The 20,438-nt window shown below is 64.3% G+C and carries 20 protein-coding genes; 9 read left to right on the top strand and 11 right to left on the bottom strand.

Annotation, left to right across the window (positions count from 1 at the left end):
- Positions 1–125: 125 nt before the first annotated feature.
- Positions 126–1,001 (top strand): DMT family transporter, encoded by an 876-nt coding sequence (locus tag GWG65_RS18775; protein ID WP_275197021.1) that lies wholly within the window; start codon positions 126–128, stop codon positions 999–1,001.
- Between the two features lie 200 nt (positions 1,002–1,201).
- A complete protein-coding gene (locus tag GWG65_RS18770; RefSeq protein WP_275197020.1) occupies positions 1,202–2,638 on the top strand; it encodes a caspase family protein in 1,437 nt (478 codons plus the stop codon).
- 185 nt (positions 2,639–2,823) lie between these two features.
- Here the strand turns inward: GWG65_RS18770 and GWG65_RS18765 are convergent, their stop codons facing one another.
- Positions 2,824–3,063, bottom strand: coding sequence for a BrnA antitoxin family protein (locus GWG65_RS18765; protein ID WP_275197019.1), 240 nt, complete (start codon positions 3,061–3,063; stop codon positions 2,824–2,826).
- A gap of 3 nt (positions 3,064–3,066) precedes the next feature.
- On the bottom strand, positions 3,067–4,044 hold the full coding sequence (gene cysK / locus GWG65_RS18760) for a cysteine synthase A (RefSeq protein WP_275197018.1): 978 nt from the start codon (positions 4,042–4,044) through the stop codon (positions 3,067–3,069).
- Positions 4,045–4,265: 221 nt separating this feature from the next.
- Here cysK and GWG65_RS18755 point away from each other — a divergent pair, with 221 nt between their 5' ends.
- Positions 4,266–4,484: a hypothetical protein gene (locus GWG65_RS18755; RefSeq protein ID WP_148739682.1), complete on the top strand. Its 219-nt coding sequence runs from the start codon at positions 4,266–4,268 to the stop codon at positions 4,482–4,484.
- Between the two features lie 87 nt (positions 4,485–4,571).
- Here the strand turns inward: GWG65_RS18755 and tgt are convergent, their stop codons facing one another.
- Complete coding sequence (gene tgt, locus GWG65_RS18750; RefSeq protein WP_275197017.1) at positions 4,572–5,720, bottom strand: tRNA guanosine(34) transglycosylase Tgt; 1,149 nt, start codon at positions 5,718–5,720, stop codon at positions 4,572–4,574.
- A 264-nt stretch (positions 5,721–5,984) separates the two neighbouring features.
- Between tgt and GWG65_RS18745 the strand changes: the two genes are divergently transcribed.
- The 4 genes from GWG65_RS18745 to GWG65_RS18730 all read left to right on the top strand — a co-directional run bounded on the left by GWG65_RS18745 (position 5,985) and on the right by GWG65_RS18730 (position 10,157).
- The gene (locus GWG65_RS18745; RefSeq protein WP_342760655.1) at positions 5,985–7,100 is read left to right on the top strand and encodes a patatin-like phospholipase family protein; all 1,116 of its coding nucleotides are present in this window, start codon (positions 5,985–5,987) and stop codon (positions 7,098–7,100) included.
- 109 nt (positions 7,101–7,209) lie between these two features.
- Complete coding sequence (locus tag GWG65_RS18740; protein ID WP_275197016.1) at positions 7,210–7,956, top strand: TetR/AcrR family transcriptional regulator; 747 nt, start codon at positions 7,210–7,212, stop codon at positions 7,954–7,956.
- A gap of 274 nt (positions 7,957–8,230) precedes the next feature.
- Positions 8,231–8,836, top strand: a complete 606-nt coding sequence (locus tag GWG65_RS18735) for a PepSY domain-containing protein (RefSeq protein WP_275197015.1) — start codon at positions 8,231–8,233, stop codon at positions 8,834–8,836.
- Between the two features lie 283 nt (positions 8,837–9,119).
- Entirely contained in the window at positions 9,120–10,157 is a 1,038-nt protein-coding gene (locus GWG65_RS18730) for an aspartate-semialdehyde dehydrogenase (RefSeq protein ID WP_275197014.1), read from the top strand.
- 91 nt (positions 10,158–10,248) lie between these two features.
- On the opposite strand, the gene queA is transcribed toward GWG65_RS18730, so the two are convergent.
- The 5 genes from queA to coaD all read right to left on the bottom strand — a co-directional run bounded on the left by queA (position 10,249) and on the right by coaD (position 13,459).
- Positions 10,249–11,322, bottom strand: coding sequence for a tRNA preQ1(34) S-adenosylmethionine ribosyltransferase-isomerase QueA (gene queA / locus GWG65_RS18725; RefSeq protein ID WP_275197013.1), 1,074 nt, complete (start codon positions 11,320–11,322; stop codon positions 10,249–10,251).
- Positions 11,323–11,468: 146 nt separating this feature from the next.
- A complete protein-coding gene (locus GWG65_RS18720; protein WP_275197012.1) occupies positions 11,469–11,933 on the bottom strand; it encodes a peptidylprolyl isomerase in 465 nt (154 codons plus the stop codon).
- On the bottom strand, positions 11,930–12,340 hold the full coding sequence (locus GWG65_RS18715) for a hypothetical protein (RefSeq protein ID WP_275197011.1): 411 nt from the start codon (positions 12,338–12,340) through the stop codon (positions 11,930–11,932). The genes GWG65_RS18720 and GWG65_RS18715 overlap by 4 nt, the downstream gene beginning before the upstream one ends.
- An 8-nt stretch (positions 12,341–12,348) precedes the next feature.
- Entirely contained in the window at positions 12,349–12,924 is a 576-nt protein-coding gene (locus GWG65_RS18710; protein ID WP_275197010.1) for a peptidylprolyl isomerase, read from the bottom strand.
- Between the two features lie 37 nt (positions 12,925–12,961).
- Positions 12,962–13,459 (bottom strand): pantetheine-phosphate adenylyltransferase, encoded by a 498-nt coding sequence (gene coaD / locus GWG65_RS18705; RefSeq protein WP_275197009.1) that lies wholly within the window; start codon positions 13,457–13,459, stop codon positions 12,962–12,964.
- Between the two features lie 246 nt (positions 13,460–13,705).
- Between coaD and GWG65_RS18700 the strand changes: the two genes are divergently transcribed.
- Positions 13,706–13,963 (top strand): hypothetical protein, encoded by a 258-nt coding sequence (locus tag GWG65_RS18700; protein ID WP_247388016.1) that lies wholly within the window; start codon positions 13,706–13,708, stop codon positions 13,961–13,963.
- 191 nt (positions 13,964–14,154) lie between these two features.
- Positions 14,155–16,008, top strand: coding sequence for a KUP/HAK/KT family potassium transporter (locus GWG65_RS18695; RefSeq protein ID WP_275197076.1), 1,854 nt, complete (start codon positions 14,155–14,157; stop codon positions 16,006–16,008).
- A 127-nt stretch (positions 16,009–16,135) separates the two neighbouring features.
- Here the strand turns inward: GWG65_RS18695 and gyrA are convergent, their stop codons facing one another.
- From gyrA to GWG65_RS18680, 3 genes are all read right to left on the bottom strand, one after another.
- On the bottom strand, positions 16,136–18,868 hold the full coding sequence (gene gyrA, locus GWG65_RS18690) for a DNA gyrase subunit A (RefSeq protein ID WP_275197008.1): 2,733 nt from the start codon (positions 18,866–18,868) through the stop codon (positions 16,136–16,138).
- A gap of 169 nt (positions 18,869–19,037) precedes the next feature.
- Positions 19,038–19,436 (bottom strand): DUF2306 domain-containing protein, encoded by a 399-nt coding sequence (locus tag GWG65_RS18685; protein WP_275197007.1) that lies wholly within the window; start codon positions 19,434–19,436, stop codon positions 19,038–19,040.
- Positions 19,437–19,640: 204 nt separating this feature from the next.
- Positions 19,641–20,138, bottom strand: coding sequence for a single-stranded DNA-binding protein (locus GWG65_RS18680; RefSeq protein ID WP_275197006.1), 498 nt, complete (start codon positions 20,136–20,138; stop codon positions 19,641–19,643).
- Positions 20,139–20,438 lie beyond the last annotated feature (300 nt).

Below are 20,438 nucleotides of genomic sequence, written 5' to 3'. Positions count from 1 at the left end.
GTTGTTCGTCGAAGCCTTAGCACGCCACCGTGCATCGCTGCACCGGCAGATTTGGCCGTTGCAAACGGCAGCGATGTCGCCGATACCCGCCGTCCCTTCAGATTTCACCACCGCATCCCGCTGCAATGACCACGACACCGTCCAAAACGATGGCCGCACTGTGGATGGCCGGATGGCTGTCGCTGACGCTGGTGATGGCGGTCGCGGGACGCGAGGCTGTTCGCGAGATGAACGTCTTCCAGGTGATGGAAGTGCGCTCGCTGCTCGGCCTCTGCATGCTTTATCCGATGATCCGGCGCGCCGGCGGCTTCGGCACGCTCAAGACGACGCGCCTGCCTCAGCACATCGCGCGCAATCTGATCCACTACGTCTCGCAGCTCGGCTGGTTCGTCGCGCTGACGCTGATCCCGATCGGCCAGGTGGTGGCGATCGAATTCACCATGCCGATCTGGACCGCGATCCTCGCCGCCAGCTTCCTATCCGAGCGCATGACATCGTGGAAGATCGCCGCGATCGTGCTCGGCCTCGTCGGTGTGATCGTCATCGTGCGGCCCGCGACCGGCGAGATCAATCAGGGCCAGTTGATCGCGCTCGGCGCAGCCGTCGGCTTCGGCGTGTCCATGGCGCTGGTCAAGTCGCTCACCCGTACCGAGAGTGCGCTGGCGGTCCTGTTCTGGATGCTGGTCGTGCAGTCGGTCGCAGGCTTCCTGCCGACGCTCTATGTCTGGGCCTGGCCGCCCGCCCATGTCTGGGGTTGGGTCATGGTGATCTCGGTCTGCGGCACGTTCGCACATTATTGCCTCGCCAGCGCGATGCGCTATGCGGACGCGACGGTGGTGGTTCCCATGGACTTCCTGCGGGTTCCCCTCACCGCGACCGCCGGCTGGCTGCTGTATTCCGAGCGGCTCGACGCCTGGACCGTGCTCGGTGCGGCACTGATCCTGTTCGGCAATCTCCTGAATCTGAAGCCGGCCGCCCCGGTTCCTGCCCGCGCGCAGTGAACCCGCGCGCTGTCTCGCGCGACAAAACATATGGTCGAGCGTGATTTGGATCACGTTGGAGGGGCATTCCATCGTGCACATTCGGCCGCAATGCAGTGAGTTGGGCGACTGGTCGTTTTGCTGGCGCGAAGCCGGGCAATTTGTGTAAGTTCGCTGCCAATTTGTTGCTGACTGCAATTCGATTCTGATGGGGATTTCAGATGCGCACTCTCACCCTGCTCGCCTCGCTGATGTGCATGGCGCTGTCGGTCAGCGCCGCGAAGGCTGATCGCCGCGTCGCTTTCGTGGTCGGCAATGGCGCCTACAAGAACGTCGCACAATTGCCGAACCCGCCGATCGACGCCAAGGCGATGGCGGCCACGCTGCGCAATGTCGGCTTCGAGGTGATTGAAGGTTCGAACCTGTCGCGCGACCAGATGACGGAGAAGCTGCTTGATTTCGGCCGCAAGGCGCAGGGCTCCGATGTCGCCGTGTTCTACTATGCCGGTCACGGCATTGCCGTCGGCGGCTCCAACTATCTGCTGCCGGTCGACGCCGACATCAAATCGGAGATGGACGTCAAGCTCGGTGCCGCCATCAACATCGACCTGACCCTCGATCAAACCATGGGCGATGCCAAGGTCAAGCTCGTCTTCCTCGACGCCTGCCGCGACAATCCGTTTGCCGCGAAGATCAAGTCGAACTCCGCAACCCGCAGCGTCAACGTGCAGAGCGGCCTTGCCGAAATGAAGTCCGGCGAAGGCACGCTGATCGCGTTCGCCACCGGCCCGGGACAGACCGCGCTCGACGGCCAGGAAGGCAACAACAGCCCGTTCACCCGCGCGCTGATCGACAACATCACCAAGCCCGGCGTCGAGATCCAGCAGGCGATGACCCAGGTGCGTGCCCAGGTCAACGAGGAGACCCACAAGGGCCAGCTGCCCTGGGGTCACACCAACCTGATCGGCGCGGTCTACCTCAACCAGGCGCCAACGACGCAGGTGGCCAACGCGTCGCCGACGGCGGCTGGCAGCGTGCCGGCGGCTGCCACCGGCGGCAGCTCGGACGGTGTCGAGCTCGAATACTGGCGCTCCGTGAAGGAATCCAACAAGCCGGAAGAGCTTAACGCCTATCTCTCCGCCTATCCGAACGGTCAGTTCAAGGCGCTGGCGCTGGCACGGCTCGCGGCGATCAAGAGCGGCCCGTCGACCACGACCCGAGCGCTCAATGCCGGCATCGATCCCGCGACCTTTACCGACGAGGCCAGCCAGCTCACCGAAGACCAGATGGGGCTGGACAAGAACCAGCGTCGCGATGTGCAGCGCCGTCTCACCGGGCTCGGCTTCGACACCAAGCTGACCGGTGTCTTCAGCGATGAGACGCGCTCGGTGCTCAAGCGCTGGCAGGCAGCACGCGGGTATCCGTCGTCAGGGTACCTCAACAAGCTCCAACACAAGGCCCTGCTCGCGGAGATCGTGGCCGGCACGCCGACCGCGAGCGATAACAGCCAGAAGGCGGCCCGGCGTGCCAGCAGTGCCCCCGCAGCCGGCAGCGCGCCGGCTCCTGCCCCCCGCAGCAACGGTGGCGGCGATGCCGCCGGTGCGGCCTTCGTCGGTGGCGTCGTTGGCGGCATGATGGGCGGCATGTTCCGCCGGTAAACCGCGGAGCCCGATCCAAAAACCAAAGCCCGGCTCAAAGCCGGGCTTTTTCGTCTTCCCCTCATGGTGAGGAGGCGCGTCAGCGCCGTCTCGAACCATCAGGGCCCGGCTCTGTCCCGCGGCCATCCTTCAAGACGACCGCTCCGCGGTAACTCCAGGATGAGGACCGTATGTGCCGGAAGCGCCTACTTCCCCGCCGCCTTGCGCAGCGCGTCATTGATGCGGTCCTGCCAGCCGGGCCCGCCCGCCTGGAAATGCTCCAGCACGTCCTGGTCGATCCGCAAGCTGACCTGCTCCTTGACGCCGGGTACGACAGTCTTCTTCACTGGCGCCTCGGCGACCTTGGCCGTCACCTTCTTGAACGCTGCCTCGGCTTCGGAGCGCGCATCGCCCAACGTCCGCGGCCGCCTCGGTTGATCCGCCATGGGCTAGATTCCTTCAAACAGAGCAGTCGAAAGATAACGCTCGGAGAAGGACGGCACTATAGCCAGGATGGTTTTTCCCTCAGCTTCCGGCCGCTTGCCGATCTGGAGGGCCGCAGCGATCGCGGCGCCCGAGGAGATGCCGCCCGGAATACCTTCGTGGCGCGCCAGCGCTCGCGAGGTCTCGATCGCCGTCGTCGAGTTGATCTTGACGATCTCGTCGATCACGGAGCGGTCGAGAATGTCGGGCACGAAGCCTGCGCCGATGCCCTGGATCTTGTGCGGGGTGTGCTGACCGCCCGAGAGCACGGGGCTTTCCTCCGGCTCGACCGCCACCACCCGCAACGAGGCCTTGCGCGGCTTGAGCACCTGGCCGACCCCGGTGATGGTGCCGCCGGTGCCGACGCCGGCGACGAAGAAATCGATGTTGCCGTCGGTGTCGTTCCAGATCTCCTCGGCGGTGGTGCGGCGATGCACTTCGGGATTTGCGAGGTTCTTGAACTGCTGCGGCATCACCGAATTCGGCGTCGTCTTCAAGAGCTCCTCGGCCGCGGCGATCGCGCCCTTCATGCCCTGCGCCGCCGGTGTCAGCACCAGTTCGGCGCCGAGAAACGCCAGCATCTTGCGCCGCTCGATCGACATGGATTCCGGCATCACCAGCTTGAGCCGATAGCCGCGCGAGGCGGCCACGAAGGCCAGCGCGATACCGGTGTTGCCCGAGGTCGGCTCGATCAGCACGGTATCCGGCTTGATGATTCCCGCCTTCTCCATGGCGATGATCATGGCTGCCCCGATGCGATCCTTCACGCTTGCAGCCGGATTGAAATATTCAAGTTTTGCCAAAATTGTCGCGTTCACGCCGTGCATGCCCGGCAGCCGGCGCAAGCGAACGATCGGCGTGTCGCCAAAAACCTCGACGATCGAATCATAAATCCGGCCGCGGCCGGGTTGGTGCGCTGCACCCGTGTTGGACGATGCGTCCATGATGAACTCCCTGTGGCAACAATTGGCGCGCTGATCGCAGCTTTATGCAGTTGCAGACAGCCTGTGACGACACGCAAGCAGCAATGCGGCACATGTTAAATACGCTGCATCGCAAAATCGCGTGAGCTGTAATTATCAGAAATCGACGCATTTGTGTTGCGACCTCGTCAACTGATTCTGCTTATGTTAGACTTACGTCTTAAAGCAGTGAGGTCACCACGATGTCAGCTGTCGCTGAAGTGTTGTCGACCATCGCACCGAGCCGCGATCCGCGTTGCAGCGAGTTGCCCACGTGTCCCGTCTGCGCCGACTCCATGGTCGCAGCCGAAGCCTCTGCGTACGTTTCCGACCACGTGATCAGCTATCTCTGGACTTGCGACACCTGCGGCTACGGCTTTGTGACCAAGCACGCCGTCAAGCAGCGCTTCCTCTGCAACTGAACTTGTACGGTGTGAGCATGATCTCCGCGCAAACGCGCTCCGCGTTTGTTGCGAGGGAAAACCGCTCCACACCTTTCCGGATCATGTCTAGCGCGGGGCGATGTCGCCGCTCGCCCAGTCTTCGCGCGTGCGCTGATAGAACTCCTCGAACTTTCCGTGTGCGATCGCGTCCCCGATACCCTGCATCAGGAACTGGTAGTAAGCGATATTGATCTCGGACAGCAGCATCGCGCCCAGCGTTTCGCCGGCCTTGACCAGATGGTGCAGGTACGCGCGCGCACAGTTACGCGTCGAGGGCCATGCGCTCTCGTCGTCGAGGGGACGCGGATCGTCGGCATGCCGCGCATTGCGCAGGTTGACCTGGCCGAACCGGGTGAAGGCAACGCCATGCCGGCCATTGCGCGTCGGCATTACGCAATCGAACATGTCGATGCCGCGCTTCACCGCTTCGAGGATGTCATCTGGCGTGCCGACGCCCATCAGGTAGCGCGGCCGGTCGGACGGCAGTGCTGGCGCGGCCTCGTCGATCATCGCCAACATCACGGCCTGCGGTTCGCCGACGGCGAGGCCGCCGATGGCATAGCCGTGGAAGCCGATCTCGACGAGGCCCTGGGCGCTGGCATGACGAAGCTGCGGCACGTCGCCGCCCTGCACGATGCCGAACAGCATGTAGCCCGCGGGCGCGGTCTCGAACGCGCGCTTGCTGCGTTCGGCCCAACGCAGCGACAGCCGCATCGCGCGCTCGATGTCATCATGCCCGGCCGGCAGCCGCACGCATTCGTCCATCTGCATGGCGATGTCGGAGCCGAGGAAACGCTGCACCTCGATCGAGCGCTCCGGCGACAGCTCGACCTTGGCGCCGTCGATATGCGAGCGGAAGGTCACGGCATGCTCGCTGACCTTGCGCAGGTCCGATAACGACATCACCTGAAAGCCGCCGGAGTCCGTGAGCATCGGCCCGTTCCAGCCGGTGAATTTCTGCAAGCCGCCGAGCGCCTCGATCCGCTCGGCGCCGGGACGCAGCATCAAATGATAGGTGTTGCCGAGCACGATGTCCGTGCCGGCCTCGCGCACCTCGCGCCAGTGCATGCCCTTCATCGCGCCGGCGGTGCCGACCGGCATGAAGGCGGGCGTCCGCACCACGCCGTGCGGCGTGGTCAGGCGCCCGGTGCGCGCGGCGCCATTGGTGGCGAGCAGCTCGAAATGATTGGGAAGACTGTCAGCGGGAAGACTCATGGCGGTGCTTATTGCGTGTCGGGAGAGGCCGATCAACCGCCCAGTTCTTGAGCCGCGGCGGTCCGACCCGCCCCAGGCCGGACACAATTGAACCGCGCGGGCGCAGCGCAGGACCGCTTGTTAAACAAAACGATACCGTATAGTTCTATCAGCGGGGCCAGGATGGGGGAATGCCGGAAACGCCGGCGGCGTAGCGTAGACGGTGATTGACGGCGAATGCCTTCCCCTTGCGTCCAGATTGAAACGATCCTCTTCCCCGCCCGGATGAGGAGAACCGGCCTTCGCCTGCTCGGATCCGCCGTGCTCGCGTGCAGCCTCGCGCTTGGCGCCTGCACGTCACTGCCGCGGACGCCCTACACCGCGGCCGATGCCGGCAGTTCGCGCGTGCTCGATATCGACGGGTTGAGGCGCTACACCGACGAGCCCATCACGAAATTCAACTTCCCCGTGACCAGGAGCTATCTGGCGCTCTCCGGCGGCGGAGCCGATGGCGCTTACGGTGTTGGCGTGCTGAACGGCTGGACCGCGACAGGCACGCGACCGACCTTCTCGGTCGTCTCGGGCGTGAGCACCGGCGGCCTGATCGCGCCCTTTGCGTTTCTCGGGCCGCAATACGACGACACGCTGAAGGACGTCTACACCAGCGGCATCGCCGAGACCCTGCTGAATGATCCCAGCATCATACGGGTGTTGTTCGGATCCGGCCTGTTCGGCAATACGCGGCTGCGCGAGCTGGTGGCACGCTATGTCGGGCCGGAGATCCTGGCGCAGGTCGCGCGCGAATATGCCAAGGGCCGGAGGCTGTTGGTGGTCACCACCGATCTCGACACCCAGCGGACCGCGATCTGGGACATGGGCAAGATCGCGGCGGTCGGCACGCCCGAAGCGCTCAAGCTGTTCCGCGACGTGATGGCGGCCTCCGCCAGCATTCCGCTGGTGTTTCCGCCGATCCTGATCGAGGCTGAAGGCCAGGGACACAGATTTCAGGAGATGCATGTCGACGGCGGCGTGACGGCCCCGGTGCTGACGCTGCCGGAAGCCCTGCTGTTCCAGGGGCGTCTGCCCGGCAACGCGAAGATGGACATCTACATCCTGGTCAACAAGAAGATCGAGCGCAACTTCGAGCTCGTCGCAAACGGCACGATCGACGTCGCCTCACGCAGCCTGTCCTCGATCACGCAGTCGCAGACGCGATCCATCATCTTCTCGACCTACGATTTCGCCAAGCGCAACCAGCTGGGCTTCCACCTCTCCTACATCGCGCGCGACTATCCTGCGCCGGCCTCGGAAGGGTTCGATACCACCTACATGCGGGCGCTGTATCAGTACGGCTACGAGAAGGCCGCAGCCGGCCAGGCCTGGACTTCGACGCTACCTTGAGATGGCGCCGGGGCGATATGGCCAATTCGGCCAGATTCGCCATGACGCCCCGGCTGCCGCGCGTTATAGAGCAATGACGAGTGTTGGGAACGCGCAGGAATCATCGGGCATGGGATTGACCGCGACCAGGACAAGGCCCGCGGCGCCGCGGCGCGAAGTGCCGAAATCTCGCGGCGGCCGGCCGACCAAAAGCGCCGCGATCGAGCGTGATCAGCGGCTGATCGAGGTTGCCACCCGCCTCTTCCTGGATCGCGGTTTCGACGCGACCTCGCTCGATGCGGTCGCTGAAGCGGCCCGGGTGAGCAAGCCTACGGTATATGCCCGTTATGGCGACAAGCGCGGATTGTTTGCCGCCGTGCTCAGGCGCGAGATCGAGCGCTGGCTTGCGCCGCTGTCCGCGGCCGCCGAGATGCAGCTCGGCAGTTCGTCCAACATCTCGGCCGAGCAGCGCCTGGTGGAGATCGGGCGGGAGATGCTGACCTTCACCTGCGGGCCCGACGCCATGGCCTTCAGCCGCATGATGACGTCACAGGCCATCAATTTTCCCGACATCGCCAAGCTCGGCAAGGAAGAAGGCTGGCTCAAGGCCGTCGCCACGACCGCGCGCTTCTTCGATCATCTGATGGCGCAAGGCGCCCTCGACGTCGAGGACACCACCATTGCAGCCGAAGTGTTTCTCGACGTCGTCGTCGGCCACACCCACCGCATGGCGACGTTTGGAATGCCGACGGAAATCAAATCCGCCGAAAAGCGGATGCGCGCGGCAATCAGGCTGTTCCTGGCCGGTGCGCTCGGGCCTGCGGACCGCGTCCAGGATGCCGCCAAAGGTGCGCGGCGGCGCCGCCCCACCCGCTGACAATTCCGTGAGCTCGCGATCTATCCCCCACGGGGCTCACGGTTGCGCCGTTGACCGAAATAAAACGATACGGTATGGTTTTGTTACAAGCAGGTCCGGGCCCTTTTTCACCAGCCCCAAAAGCGGTCCGGACCGCCTTTCAGACTTTGATCGCCGCGACGGGTTCAGCCCGTTGCGACGATCCGCGGCCGGCCGCTGCCCATGGTCGGCCGCGACTTCTTTGCGATCGTCATCAGCCGGTCAAGGTTTTTGAACAATGCCAGAGATCTCGAGCATGAAGGCGGCACGATCACGCTCCTGGAGGCTGCTTGCGATCGCCCTGTCGGGGCTGCTGATCGCAGCACCGGCGCGTGCGATCGGTACCGCCGACGCCAGCCCCACCACTCTCCACAGCCACACAGATGGTGATGCCGAGGCCGACCGCCAGACCGTGAGCCGCGAGATCGAACGCTTCCGCAGCTCGTCGGTCTCGCTGCGCCAGGCCATGGCCATTGCCGAGGCGCGGCACGCTGGCGCCACCACAGCGGATGTGAGTTTCGACGGCGGCGCCGGTGTGCCGGTCTACAGGGTGAAGACCCTGCACAATGATCGGATCTGGCGCCACACCATCAATGCTTCGACCGGCGAGCTCGTCGGCGGGGAAGCCGCCCTCCCCCTGACCGAGCTCGATCTGGACGATCGCAGCAATCTCGCGGCGCTCGGTGCCATCAGGCATCGCCTCGCGGATGCGGTGCGCGTCGCCGAGCAAGCGGCATCCGGCAAGGCGATCAGCGGCGGTCTGGTGCGCGAACGCGGACGGCTCAACTTCGCGATCGTCGTCATCAGCGGCGACGACCTCAAGGAGGTCATCCTCGAGCCGCCGGGCGCCCGGGCAAAGTAGCATCGGGGTGGCGCCCTCGGCCACAATCCCGCCGAAAAGCCATTGACGGTCGCAAGACTCTCCCGCATAAGTCGCCGCCATGTTCGCGACCACCAAATGCACGACCAAAACCGCCACGGCCTTCGGGGCCCGGGGAGGCGTGCGCGCGTAGTCGTCGACTAAAACGCATCAGCTTTACCGAAGCCCCGCCCACGATGGTCCGGGGCTTTTTTGTTGTCTTCAGCTCACAGCATGATCCGGAAAAGCGGAATCCGGTTTTCCGACAAGATCATGCTCAACTTGAATGGAGGAGAATGTGAGTAACGATCCCGTCGTCGCGATTGTCGGCGTCACCGGTGCAGTAGGCGCCGAATTCATCGCCACCATGGACAAGCGCGGCTTTCGCGTCGGCAAGCTCAGGGCGCTGGCCAGCGCCCGCTCGGCCGGCAAGACGGTGTCATTCCGGGGCAAGGACGTGGTCATCGAGGAGCTCAGCGAGCGCGCCTTCGACGGCGTCGACATCGCGCTGTTCTCCGCCGGCGGCGCCATTTCGAAGAAGTACGCGCCGATCGCGGTCAAGGCCGGAGCGGTCGTGGTCGACAACTCCTCCGCCTTCCGGATGGATCCGAACGTGCCGCTGGTGATCCCCGAGATCAACGCGAACCGCATCCGCGACCACAAGGGCATCATCGCCAACCCGAACTGCGCCGCGATCACCGCGCTGGTGCCGCTCTGGCCGATCCACCAGAACAACCGCATCAAGCGCGTGATCATCTCGACCTATCAGGCCGCGAGCGGCGCCGGCGCCGCCGCAATGGACGAGCTTGTCGAGTCCACCCGCGCCAATCTCAACGGGCAGGTCTACACGCCCAAGGTGATGCCGCACCCCTACGCCTTCAACCTCTTCAACCACAACACCGCGGTCGATCCCGAGACCGGCTACAACGACGAAGAGACCAAGGTCATCAACGAGACCCGCAAGATCTTCGAGGACGACAAGATCGCCATAGGCGTCACCTGCGTCCGCGTGCCCGTGCTGCGCGCCCATTGCGAGGCCATTACCTTCGAATGCGAGAAGGAGATCACCGAGGACCAGGTCCGCGCCATCATGGCCCGGGCACCCGGCGTGAAGGTGGTTGACGACCGCGCGAAGAATTACTTCCCGATGCCGATCGACGCCTCGGGCCAGGACGACGTCATGGTCGGCCGCATCCGCAAGGACCTCAGCGACCCTAGCGGGCATTCGATCTCGATGTTCGTGGCGGCGGATCAGCTGCTCAAGGGCGCGGCGCTGAACGCTGTGCAGATCGCCGAGCTGCTGCCGCAGCGGGTGATGGCGTAGCGGGTATCGTAGGGTGGGCAAAGCGAAGCGTGCCCACCTTCACTTTCCATGAACTTGATGGTGGGCACGGCGCGATGCGCCTTTGCCCACCCTACTGCTCCGCCCGAAACAACAAGCACGCATCGCCGTACGAATAGAACCGGTAGCCGTTTGCGATCGCGTGCGCATAGGCCTGCTTAATCGTCTCCAGCCCGGAGAACGCCGACACCAGCATGAACAGCGTCGACTTCGGCAGGTGGAAATTGGTCATCAGGATATCGACGGCACGGAAGCGATAGCCGGGGGTGATGAAGATCGACGTCTCGGCCGCGAAGGGCTGGATGGTGCCGTCCTCGGTGGCGGCGCTTTCCAGAACCCGCAGCGACGTGGTGCCGACGGCGACGATGCGGCCGCCGTTCTTTCGCCCGGCGTTCAGCCGCTCCGCCGTCTCCGCCGAGATCGTCCCCCATTCGGCATGCATCTTGTGGCCTTCGGTGTCGTCCGCCTTCACCGGAAGGAACGTTCCTGCCCCGACATGCAGCGTGACGCGGTTGATGCCCACCCCGCGGTCGCGCAGTGTCTGCTCCAATGCAGGCGTGAAATGCAGGCCTGCAGTCGGCGCGGCAACAGCGCCTTCATTCGCCGCGAACATCGTCTGGTAGTCCGCAAGATCCTGATCGTCAGGCGCGCGCTTCGAGGCGATGTAGGGCGGCAGCGGCGGGCTGCCGATATCTGATATCGCCTGGTCGAGCGCCGAGCCGTGGAACGAGAACGACAGCGTCACCTCGCCTTCCGCGCCCTTGGCCTCGACCTCGGCGTCGAGATGGCCGAGCAGGCAGACCTTGCCTTCATTGCCGAAGCGGATGCGGTCGCCGGCAAGAAGTTTTTTGGCGGGCTTCACCAACGCCTGCCAGCGCGAACCATCAAGGCGCTTGATCAGCGTGGCCTCGATCTTCGGCTCGGTCTCGCGGCCGATGCGGCGGCCCTTGAGCTGCGCCGCGATCACCTTGGTGTCGTTGACGACGAGCTGGTCACCCGGCTTGAGCCATTGCGGCAGGTCCGAGATGGCCTGATCGCGCAGCACGCCGTTCTCCACGACCAGCATCTTTGCGGAGTCGCGCGGGCTTGCAGGGCGCAGGGCGATGCGCTCGGCGGGCAGATCGAATTCGAAGAGATCGGTGCGCATGGTTGATGCCTGGCGCAATACAGCCGGCCCCTCATGGTGAGGAGGCGCGTAGCGCCGTCTCGAACCATGAAGGCCGAACTGCAGCAGCGGGGGCCTTCATCCTTCGAGACGCGCGTTCCGCGCTCCTCAGGATGAGGATTGAGCGGCTACGCCGCGTCCGCCGCCATCCGTGCCTTGACGATCTTGTCAGGGTTCTGCACTGGCTCGCCGCGCTTGATCTTGTCGACGTTCTCCATGCCCTCGGTCACCTTGCCCCACACGGTGTACTGGTTGTCGAGGAAGCGGGCGTCGTCGAACACGATGAAGAACTGGCTGTCGGCGGAGTCGGGACTCGCCGCACGGGCCATCGAGGTGACGCCGCGCACATGCGGCTCCTTGTTGAACTCGGCCTTCAGCTTCTTGCCCGAGCCGCCGGTGCCGGTGCCGTGCGGGCAGCCGGTCTGCGCCATGAAGCCCTCGATGACACGGTGGAACACGATGCCGTCGTAGAAGCCTTCGCGCACGAGCTCCTTGATGCGAGCAACGTGGCCGGGAGCGAGGTCGGGCCGCATCTCGATGGTGACGGGGCCCTGCGTGGTTTCGAGGATCAGGGTGTTTTCGGTGGCGCTCATGCTCGTCTCTCTTGGGTTGGGGGTGAACTCTTCCGGTTGCGAAACTGGATCGCGAATGGACGCCCCGCAGCGGCGCCGGCCATCGCATCGGTAAATGGCATCGGCGTGCAGCGTTGCAATGCCTCCATCACCGCGATCCGGTATTGCAGCCGGTCATCGTCGGAGGCCTCAGCGGATTCATAACTAATCCTCGGATGGCCCAGAATGTTTCCGTCCCGGTTGAAGCTCACGACGACGGTGATGTCGATGGGGCGAGCCTTGGCCACCGCGGGCGGCTTCCAGCAGGTGCGCAGATGCTGGAATATCTCCTGGATGGTATTGACCCGCGCGTCCTCGGCGGCCGCGCCGGAGGTGCCGAGCAGAAGCGCCGCGGCAGCTACCAGCAGCTTGTCGCCGGAGCGCGCCATCGCCTCTCCTATTTGATGTCGGAGGCGACCTGCACCTTCACCATCTTGTCGGGATCGGTGACGGTGCCGCCGCTCGAACCGGGAGGAGCCTTCTTCAGCTTGTCGACGACGTCCATGCCCTGCACGACTTCGCCGACCACGGTGTATTGATTGTCGAGGCTGCCGCCGTCGGCGAACATGATGAAGAACTGCGAGTTGGCGGTATCGACGCTGTCGCCGCGCCGGGCCATGCCGACGATGCCGCGTGCGAAATGCACCTTGGAGAACTCCTGCTTCAGGTTCGGGTATTTCGAGCCGCCGGTGCCGTTGAAGTTCTGGCCGTCGCCGGTCTGCGCCATGAAGCCGTCCATCACGCGGTGAAACGGCACGTTGTTGTAATAACCCTCGCGCGCGAGCTGCTTGATGCGCTCGGCGTGCTGGGGCGCAAGGTCGGTCCGCAGCTTGATGACGATGCGGCCCTTGGTGGTGTCGATGACGATGGCGTTGGCCTTGTCGAGACCCGCCGGCAGGGCCTGTGCGCCGGCCGGGACCGCGCCGAGGAGCGCGGCAAACATCGTGGCAAGGATTGCGAGACGACGGATCATGAAAACTCCGGATCAGGTAAAATGAAGAAGCGCGCCGCTACCCGGCGAATTTGGCCTTGAGCAGGCTTGTTACAAGCGGCGGCACGAATGTCGAAACATCTCCGCCCATGGCTGCGATCTGGCGCACCAGTGTGGCGGTGATCGGGCGGACCATGGGGGAAGCCGGCAGGAAGACCGTGTGCACCTCCGGCGCCATGGCCTCGTTCATGCCGGCGAGCTGCATCTCGTAGTCGAGATCGGTGCCGTCGCGCAAACCGCGAATCATGATGGTCGCGCCGTGCTTGCGCGCTGCGGTGACGCTGAGGTCATCAAAGGTGGTGGCCTCAAAGGCGCAGCCGGCCTGGGCGGCCAGCGGCCCGCAGATGTCGTGGAGCATCTTCAGGCGCTCCTCGGTCGAGAACAGCGGCGTCTTGCCGGGATGGACCCCGATCGCGACCACCAGCCTGTCGCAGAGGGGAACGGCATGCCGGACCACGTCCAGATGGCCGTTGGTGATGGGGTCGAAGGAACCCGGATAGAAGGCGATGCGCGGCATGGCTTCCTCCTACCGCGCCCGGCCCGGCCCGGCAAGCCGGGCAGGTTTTCTGCCCATTTCCCGCATGACCATGTCGGAATCCCCCGGTTTGTTTCGTCCTGGGAGCGGCCACGAAACAAAGGGAGCGCGAACGAAACCATTTCATGCGCCCGCGAAGACGTCCGGAAACTGGCCATGGTTACTAATCCGGCCAACAAATGACAGGCCGCACACTGGGCGTAGCGGCCACATTACAGGGGACCGTCAATGATCAAGGCTCTTTCAGCGATCGCACTCTCCGCGTGTGTTGCCGCAGCCCTCACCCTTCTGCCCGGCTTTGCTCCGACCGTCGAAGCCAGCGTGCCGCAAGTACTCGCCAAGAGCGACCGCCTCGACATCCGCACCATCGGCAAGGACTGCTCGCAGCAGGCCTGGCCGAACTTCGAGGCCTCCTGCCTGCGCCGCGCCGGCACCAAGACCAATGTCCGCGAGGCTCGCCTCGTGAGCGCCGACCGAACCCCGTAGTTGGGTCTGTCAGCTTCGAGTCATCTCATCCCAGTATGAACCCCATGGATATTTGCGACGTCTCGTCGCAGACTGCCTGATGCTCGCGCCCGGCGGAATGGCCCGTTGGGCGCGAACCCATTGGGGGGTCGCTTTTGTCCAGTACGCCCGCTGTCGCTTCCGGCCATCATCCTGATCCGCTGCCGCTTGCCATGACCATGGGCGCCCTCGGGGTGGTCTACGGCGATATCGGCACCAGCCCCCTCTACGCCCTGAAGGAAGCCGCCAAGGCGGCCGCCCATGGGATTACCCTCGCTCCCGAAGCTGTCCTGGGGGTTGCCTCGCTCATCCTCTGGGCGCTGCTGCTGATCATCTCACTGAAATATGCGCTTTTGATCCTGCGCGCGGACAATCGCGGCGAAGGCGGCATCGTCGCGCTTCTGGCGCTGCTGCACGCCCGCCACGGCCAGCCCGGCACATGGCGCGCCCACCTGTTGGTGGTCGGCCTCGTCGGCGCCGCCCTGCTCTATGGCGATGGCGCGATCACCCCGGCAATCTCGGTGCTGAGCGCCATCGAAGGCCTCAAGGTGGATGCGCCCTCGCTCGCGCCCGTCGTTGTGCCCGTGACCGTCGCCATCCTGGTCGGCCTGTTCATGATGCAGAAGCAGGGCACTGGCTTCATCGGCCGCATCTTCGGGCCGGTGATGATGGCCTGGTTCATCGTGCTCGCTGCGCTCGGCATCCACGGCATCGTCAAGGCGCCCGCGGTGCTGGCCGCGCTCAGCCCGCTCTACGCCTTCGACTTCCTGATCCACCAGGATTTCCATGTCTCCTTCGCGATCCTGGGCGCCGCATTCCTGGCGGTGACCGGCGGCGAGGCCATGTATGCCGACATGGGGCATTTCGGCCGCTTTCCGATCCGGCTCGCCTGGTTCGCGGTCTGCCTGCCTGCGCTGGTGCTGAACTATTTCGGCCAGGCTGCGCTGCTGATCACCGATCCCACGATGATCGAGAATCCGTTCTTCCAGCTCTGCCCCGATGCCCTGCACTATCCGCTGGTCGCCTTCTCCGCGGTGGCGACCGTGATCGCCTCGCAGGCGATCATCTCCGGTGTGTTCTCGCTGACGCAGCAGTCGATTCAGCTCGGCTTCCTGCCGCGCATGCAGATCCGCCACACCACCAGCCACGCGATCGGCCAGATCTACGTGCCGCTGGTAAACTGGCTGCTCGCGGCCGCAACGCTCGGCGCGGTCCTGAGCTTCGGCACCTCGGACGCGCTTGCAGGCGCCTACGGCATCGCGGTGTCGCTGTTGATGGCGATCACCACGCTGCTGGCCGCCCTGGTCGCGATCCAGTGGGGCTATTCGCCGTGGCTCGTGGTCGCGGTCAACGGCTTCTTCTTCGTGATCGACGTGATCTTCTTCTCGGCCAATTCGATCAAGCTGTTCGAAGGCGGCTGGTTTCCGCTGCTGCTGGCGGCCCTCGTCGCCTTCCTGATGCTGACCTGGCGCGCCGGCGTGAAGCTGGTCGAGGCGGCGCGCGCGAAGCTGCGCCAGCCCGAGGAGGATTTGATCGAAACTGCGATCAACAAGTGCAGCGCCCGCCTTCCCGGCACCGCCGTGTTCCTCGCCTCGGCACCGAAAGGCGTGCCGCTGGCGCTGACGCAGTTCGTCAAGCACAACCACGTCCTGCACGAGCGCGTCGTCCTCGTCACCGTCCTGATCGAGGAATTGCCGCATGTCGCCGACGAGGAACGCGCCGACGTGATCGAGATCATCCCCGGCATCACCCGCGTCATCCTGCATTACGGCTTCATGCAGAACCCGACCATCTATGAGGGGCTGACACTCACCTGCCGGCAGGGCAAGCTGCCCGGCATCGACCTCTCCGACATCACCTATTACGTCGGCCGCGAGACCATCATCCCGCGCGAGGACGTGCCGGGCATGTGGGTCTGGCGCGAAACCCTGTTCGCCTTCCTCCAGCGCAATGCTGAGCGCTCCGCGGCCTTCTTCGGCGTGCCGACCAAGCAGGTGGTGGAGTTCGGAACGGAGCTGGAGATTTAGCTAGAGTGCGTACCCTGGATGGAGCGCAAGCGTAATCCGGGATTCCAAAGGTTCAGCGACATGCGGTCCCGGATTATGCCCTCGGTCGGCGCTTCGCGCCGACCTTCTGCTCCATCCGGGCTACACATTACTCCCCGTTCGCGCCGTTCCCGCTCTCGGCCTCTTCCGTGATATGCTCGACCGAGACGACGTGCTCGTCCTCGGCGGTGTCGAACACGATCACGCCTTGCGTCGAGCGGCCGGCGATGCGGATACCTTCGACCGGGCAGCGGATCAGCTGGCCCTTGTCGGTGACCAGCATGATCTGGTCGGCGTCCTCGACCGGGAATGAGGCCACCAGATTGCCGTTGCGGTTGTTGACGTTCATGGCGACGATGCCTTTGCCGCCGCGGCCCGTGGTGCGGTACTCGTAGGACGAGGTCCGCTTGCCGAAGCCGTTGACGGAGACGGTCAGCACGACCTGCTCCTGCGCCGACATCTCGATATAGCGTTCCTGCGCGAGCTGGAAGCTGCCCGAGGTCTCCTCGGCCTCGACATCCGCCGCAGGCTCCTCCGCCGCCGCCTCGCCGGCCACGGCGCGGCGCATCTTCAGATAGGCCGAGCGTTCGTCCGAAATGGTCTCTACATGGCGCAAAATCGCCAGCGAAATCACCTTGTCGCCCTCAGCCAGCGCAATGCCGCGCACGCCCATCGAGGTGCGCCCGGTGAACACGCGCACGTCGGTGACGGGGAAGCGGATGCACTGGCCGCCGGCGCCGGTGAGCAGCACGTCGTCGCGCTCGGTGCAGATCTGCACGTCGACGATCGCTTCATTGTCGTCGAGCTTCATCGCGATGATGCCGGAGCGGCGGACGTCGACGAAGTCGGACAGCTTGTTGCGGCGGACATTGCCGCCGGTGGTCGCGAACATCACGTCGAGGTTGCCCCAGGTCGATTCATCCTCTGGCAACGGCATGATGGTGGTGATGCGCTCGCCCTGCTCCAGTGGCAGGATGTTGATCAGCGCCTTGCCGCGCGCGTTCGGCGCGGCCATCGGCAGCCGCCAGACCTTTTCCTTGTAGACCTGGCCGCGCGAGGAGAAGAACAGCACCGGCGTATGCGTGGAGGCGACGAACAGGCGGCTGACAAAATCCTCGTCGCGGGTCTGCATGCCGGCGCGGCCCTTGCCGCCGCGGCGCTGCGCCCGATAGGCCGACAGCGGCACGCGCTTGACGTAGCCGGCATGCGACACGGTGACGACCATGTCCTCGCGCTGGATCAGGTCCTCGTCCTCGACCTCGCCCTCCTGCTCGATGATCACGGTCCGGCGCGGGGTCGCGAACTCGGCCTTCACCTCGGCAAGCTCGGTCTTGACGATATCCAGCACGCGAGCGCGTGAGCGCAGGATGTCGAGATAATCGGCAATTTCGCCGGCGAGCGTGTCGAGCTCTTCGCGGATCTCGTCGCGGCCGAGTGCTGTGAGGCGCTGCAAGCGCAGATCGAGAATAGCCCTGGCCTGCTCCATCGACAGCCGGATCGTGCCGTCCTCGCTGATGCGGTGGCGCGGGTCATCGATCAGGGTCAGCATGTCCTCGACGTCCCGGGCCGGCCAGTCGCGCGACATCAGGGTGTCGCGCGCCGTGGTCGGGTCCGGTGAGGTTCGGATGACGCGAATCATTTCGTCGATATTGGCGACAGCGATCGCCAGGCCGACCAGGATATGCGCGCGGTCGCGCGCCTTGCCCAGAAGGAACTTGGTCCGCCGCGTGACGACCCGCTCACGGAAGTCGACGAAGATGGCGAGCAGGTCTTTCAGATTCATGATCCGCGGCCGACCACTGTCGAGCGCAACCATGTTGACGCCGAAGCTCGTTTGCAGCGGCGTGAATCTGTAGAGCTGGTTCAGCACCACGTCGGGCACGGCGTCGCGTTTCAGCTCGATGACGACGCGGAAACCGTCGCGGTCGGATTCATCGCGCAGATCGGCGATGCCCTCGATCTTCTTCTCCTTGACCAGCTCGGCGATGCGCTCCACCATCGTCGCCTTGTTCACCTGATACGGAATTTCGGTGACGATGAGCGCCTCGCGCTCCTTGCGAATGGTATCGATCGTGACCTTGCCGCGCATCATCACCGAGCCGCGGCCGAGGTGATAACCGGCGCGGATGCCGGCGCGTCCGAGAATGACGCCGCCAGTTGGAAAATCCGGTCCGGGAACGATGTTGATCAGCTCGTCGATGGTGAGCGCGGGATTATCGATCAGCGCCACGCAGGCATCGATGACCTCGCCGAGATTGTGCGGCGGAATGTTCGTGGCCATTCCGACTGCGATGCCGCCCGCGCCGTTGACCAGAAGGTTCGGGAACTTGGCTGGAAGAACCGACGGCTCGGTCTCGTTGTTATCGTAGTTCGGCTGGAAATCGACGGTGTCCTTGTCGATATCTGCCAGCAGAGCCAGCGCGGACCGGGTGAGACGCGCTTCGGTGTAACGATACGCGGCAGGCGGATCGCCATCGACCGAGCCGAAATTGCCCTGGCCGTCGATCAGCGGCACGCGCATCGAGAAGTCCTGCGCCATGCGGACCATCGCGTCGTAGATCGACTGGTCGCCGTGCGGGTGATACTTACCGATGACGTCGCCGACCACGCGGGCGGACTTGACGTACTTCTTGTCCGGCGTGTGCCCCTGCTCGTGCATCGAGTACAGGATGCGGCGGTGCACCGGTTTCAGTCCGTCGCGGGCATCGGGCAGCGCACGCGCCACGATTACGCTCATGGCGTAATCGAGGTAGGACTTTTTCATCTCCTCGAAGATGGAGACGGGGCGAATGTCCGAGGGTTGCGCCGGCTGGTCGCCGGGCTTCTTGTCGTCGTCAGCCAAAGGGGAATCCGGTGAGTATTTATCTGGGAATCATATAGCGCATCGGGCCCCTGATAACCACCCTTGCAAGGGTATTGGAAGCGCTTTTTCCGACTGTTTTTCCAGAGACTTACGCGCTCCGCGCCACCTTTGGAAACAGGCTCGAAATCGCCCGCCGCAAACCCGTCCGTCAGGCCCCGAAAATCGCCCGGTGCATGATGCGCCCGGGCACCAGCGTGAACAGGCCTGCCACCACCAGCGCACCCGCGAACAGCAGGATCATGATGCGTCGATGATCGGTGACGCGGTGGGTGTGCGCCCGCCATACTGCCAGCGGAAGCATCACCAATGTGAAGATCGACAACAGGTGGATCGGGCTGAACGGCCCGACCAGGCGGATCTGATGGATCCAGAACGACGATGCGGCCACGGCCGCCATCAGCGCAACCCAGATCCACCCGATCGTCCGATGCGGCAGCGTGCCCTTGGGAGCCGCAAACTGGACGAGGCCAAGCCCGAAGGCGATCATGGCCGCGAAGGCATGCAGCGGGATGGCGGGAGCGGCCTCAAGCAGTGGCGCGAGACGCATGCGACGCGTCCTCCGATCAACAGGCAAGCCATGTAAATAGAATTAACATTAAGTTAATACCATTCACATCGCCCGCCGTCAAAGCAGAGGCGCCACATGAGCCAAGCCCGGGAAAGCCAAGCTCTACCAGCCTTTTGGTAATATTCCCTCTCGCTTTACGCGAACAAGGCGATATTCAGGGAGAAGCGCCCGCGGGTGCTCGCCTCAGAACGGGATATCGTCGTCCATATCGCTGTTGCGGCCACCCCCGCCGCCGGCGGCCACCGGGCGGCGCGGAGCGCTGCTGACGGGACCAGAGGAGCCGAAATCGCTGCCCGGCTCATCGCCAAAGCTGCCGCCTCCGCCACCGCTGCGGCCATCGAGCATCGTGAGGGTCGAGTTGAAGCCCTGAAGCACCACTTCGGTCGAGTACTTCTCCACACCGCTCTGGTCGGTCCATTTGCGGGTCTGGAGCGCGCCCTCGACGTAAATCTTGGCGCCCTTCTTCAGGTACTGTTCGGCAACCTTGCACAGGCCTTCATTGAAGATCACGACACGGTGCCACTCGGTCTTTTCCTTGCGCTCGCCGGTCGCCTTGTCGCGCCAGGTCTCCGAGGTCGCAACGCTCAAATTCGCAATCGGCCGCCCGTCCTGGGTACGCCGGATCTCCGGATCCTTGCCGAGGTTTCCGACCAGAATGACCTTGTTGACGCTTCCCGCCATCGCCGCTCTCCACTCCGAATGCCACTGATTTCAAAAGGCCGGGCCGCGCGCCCGCGCTCCTCCGCCACCCTGTTGGGGACCCTATACGCTTCGCGAGGGCCGATCAGCCCGCGTCCCCTCCGGTTATCCCCACATATAGCATCAATCTGAATTTTGTTCCAGATTTGTTCTTCAGGGCCTGACGCACGGATGCACGCACCATAACTCCTCCAGGGAGCGAAAAATTCGAAGGCCCGGATGGAACTTTTTTGGGTTCCCGCAAATGAGGAAAAACAAATTAACATTCACCAGCTTAGAGGT

Source organism: Bradyrhizobium sp. CSA207 (assembly GCF_029051685.1).
Lineage (GTDB): Bacteria > Pseudomonadota > Alphaproteobacteria > Rhizobiales > Xanthobacteraceae > Bradyrhizobium.
Note: the sequence above shows the minus strand (reverse complement) of the source record. Positions and strands in the feature narration are given on the sequence as shown.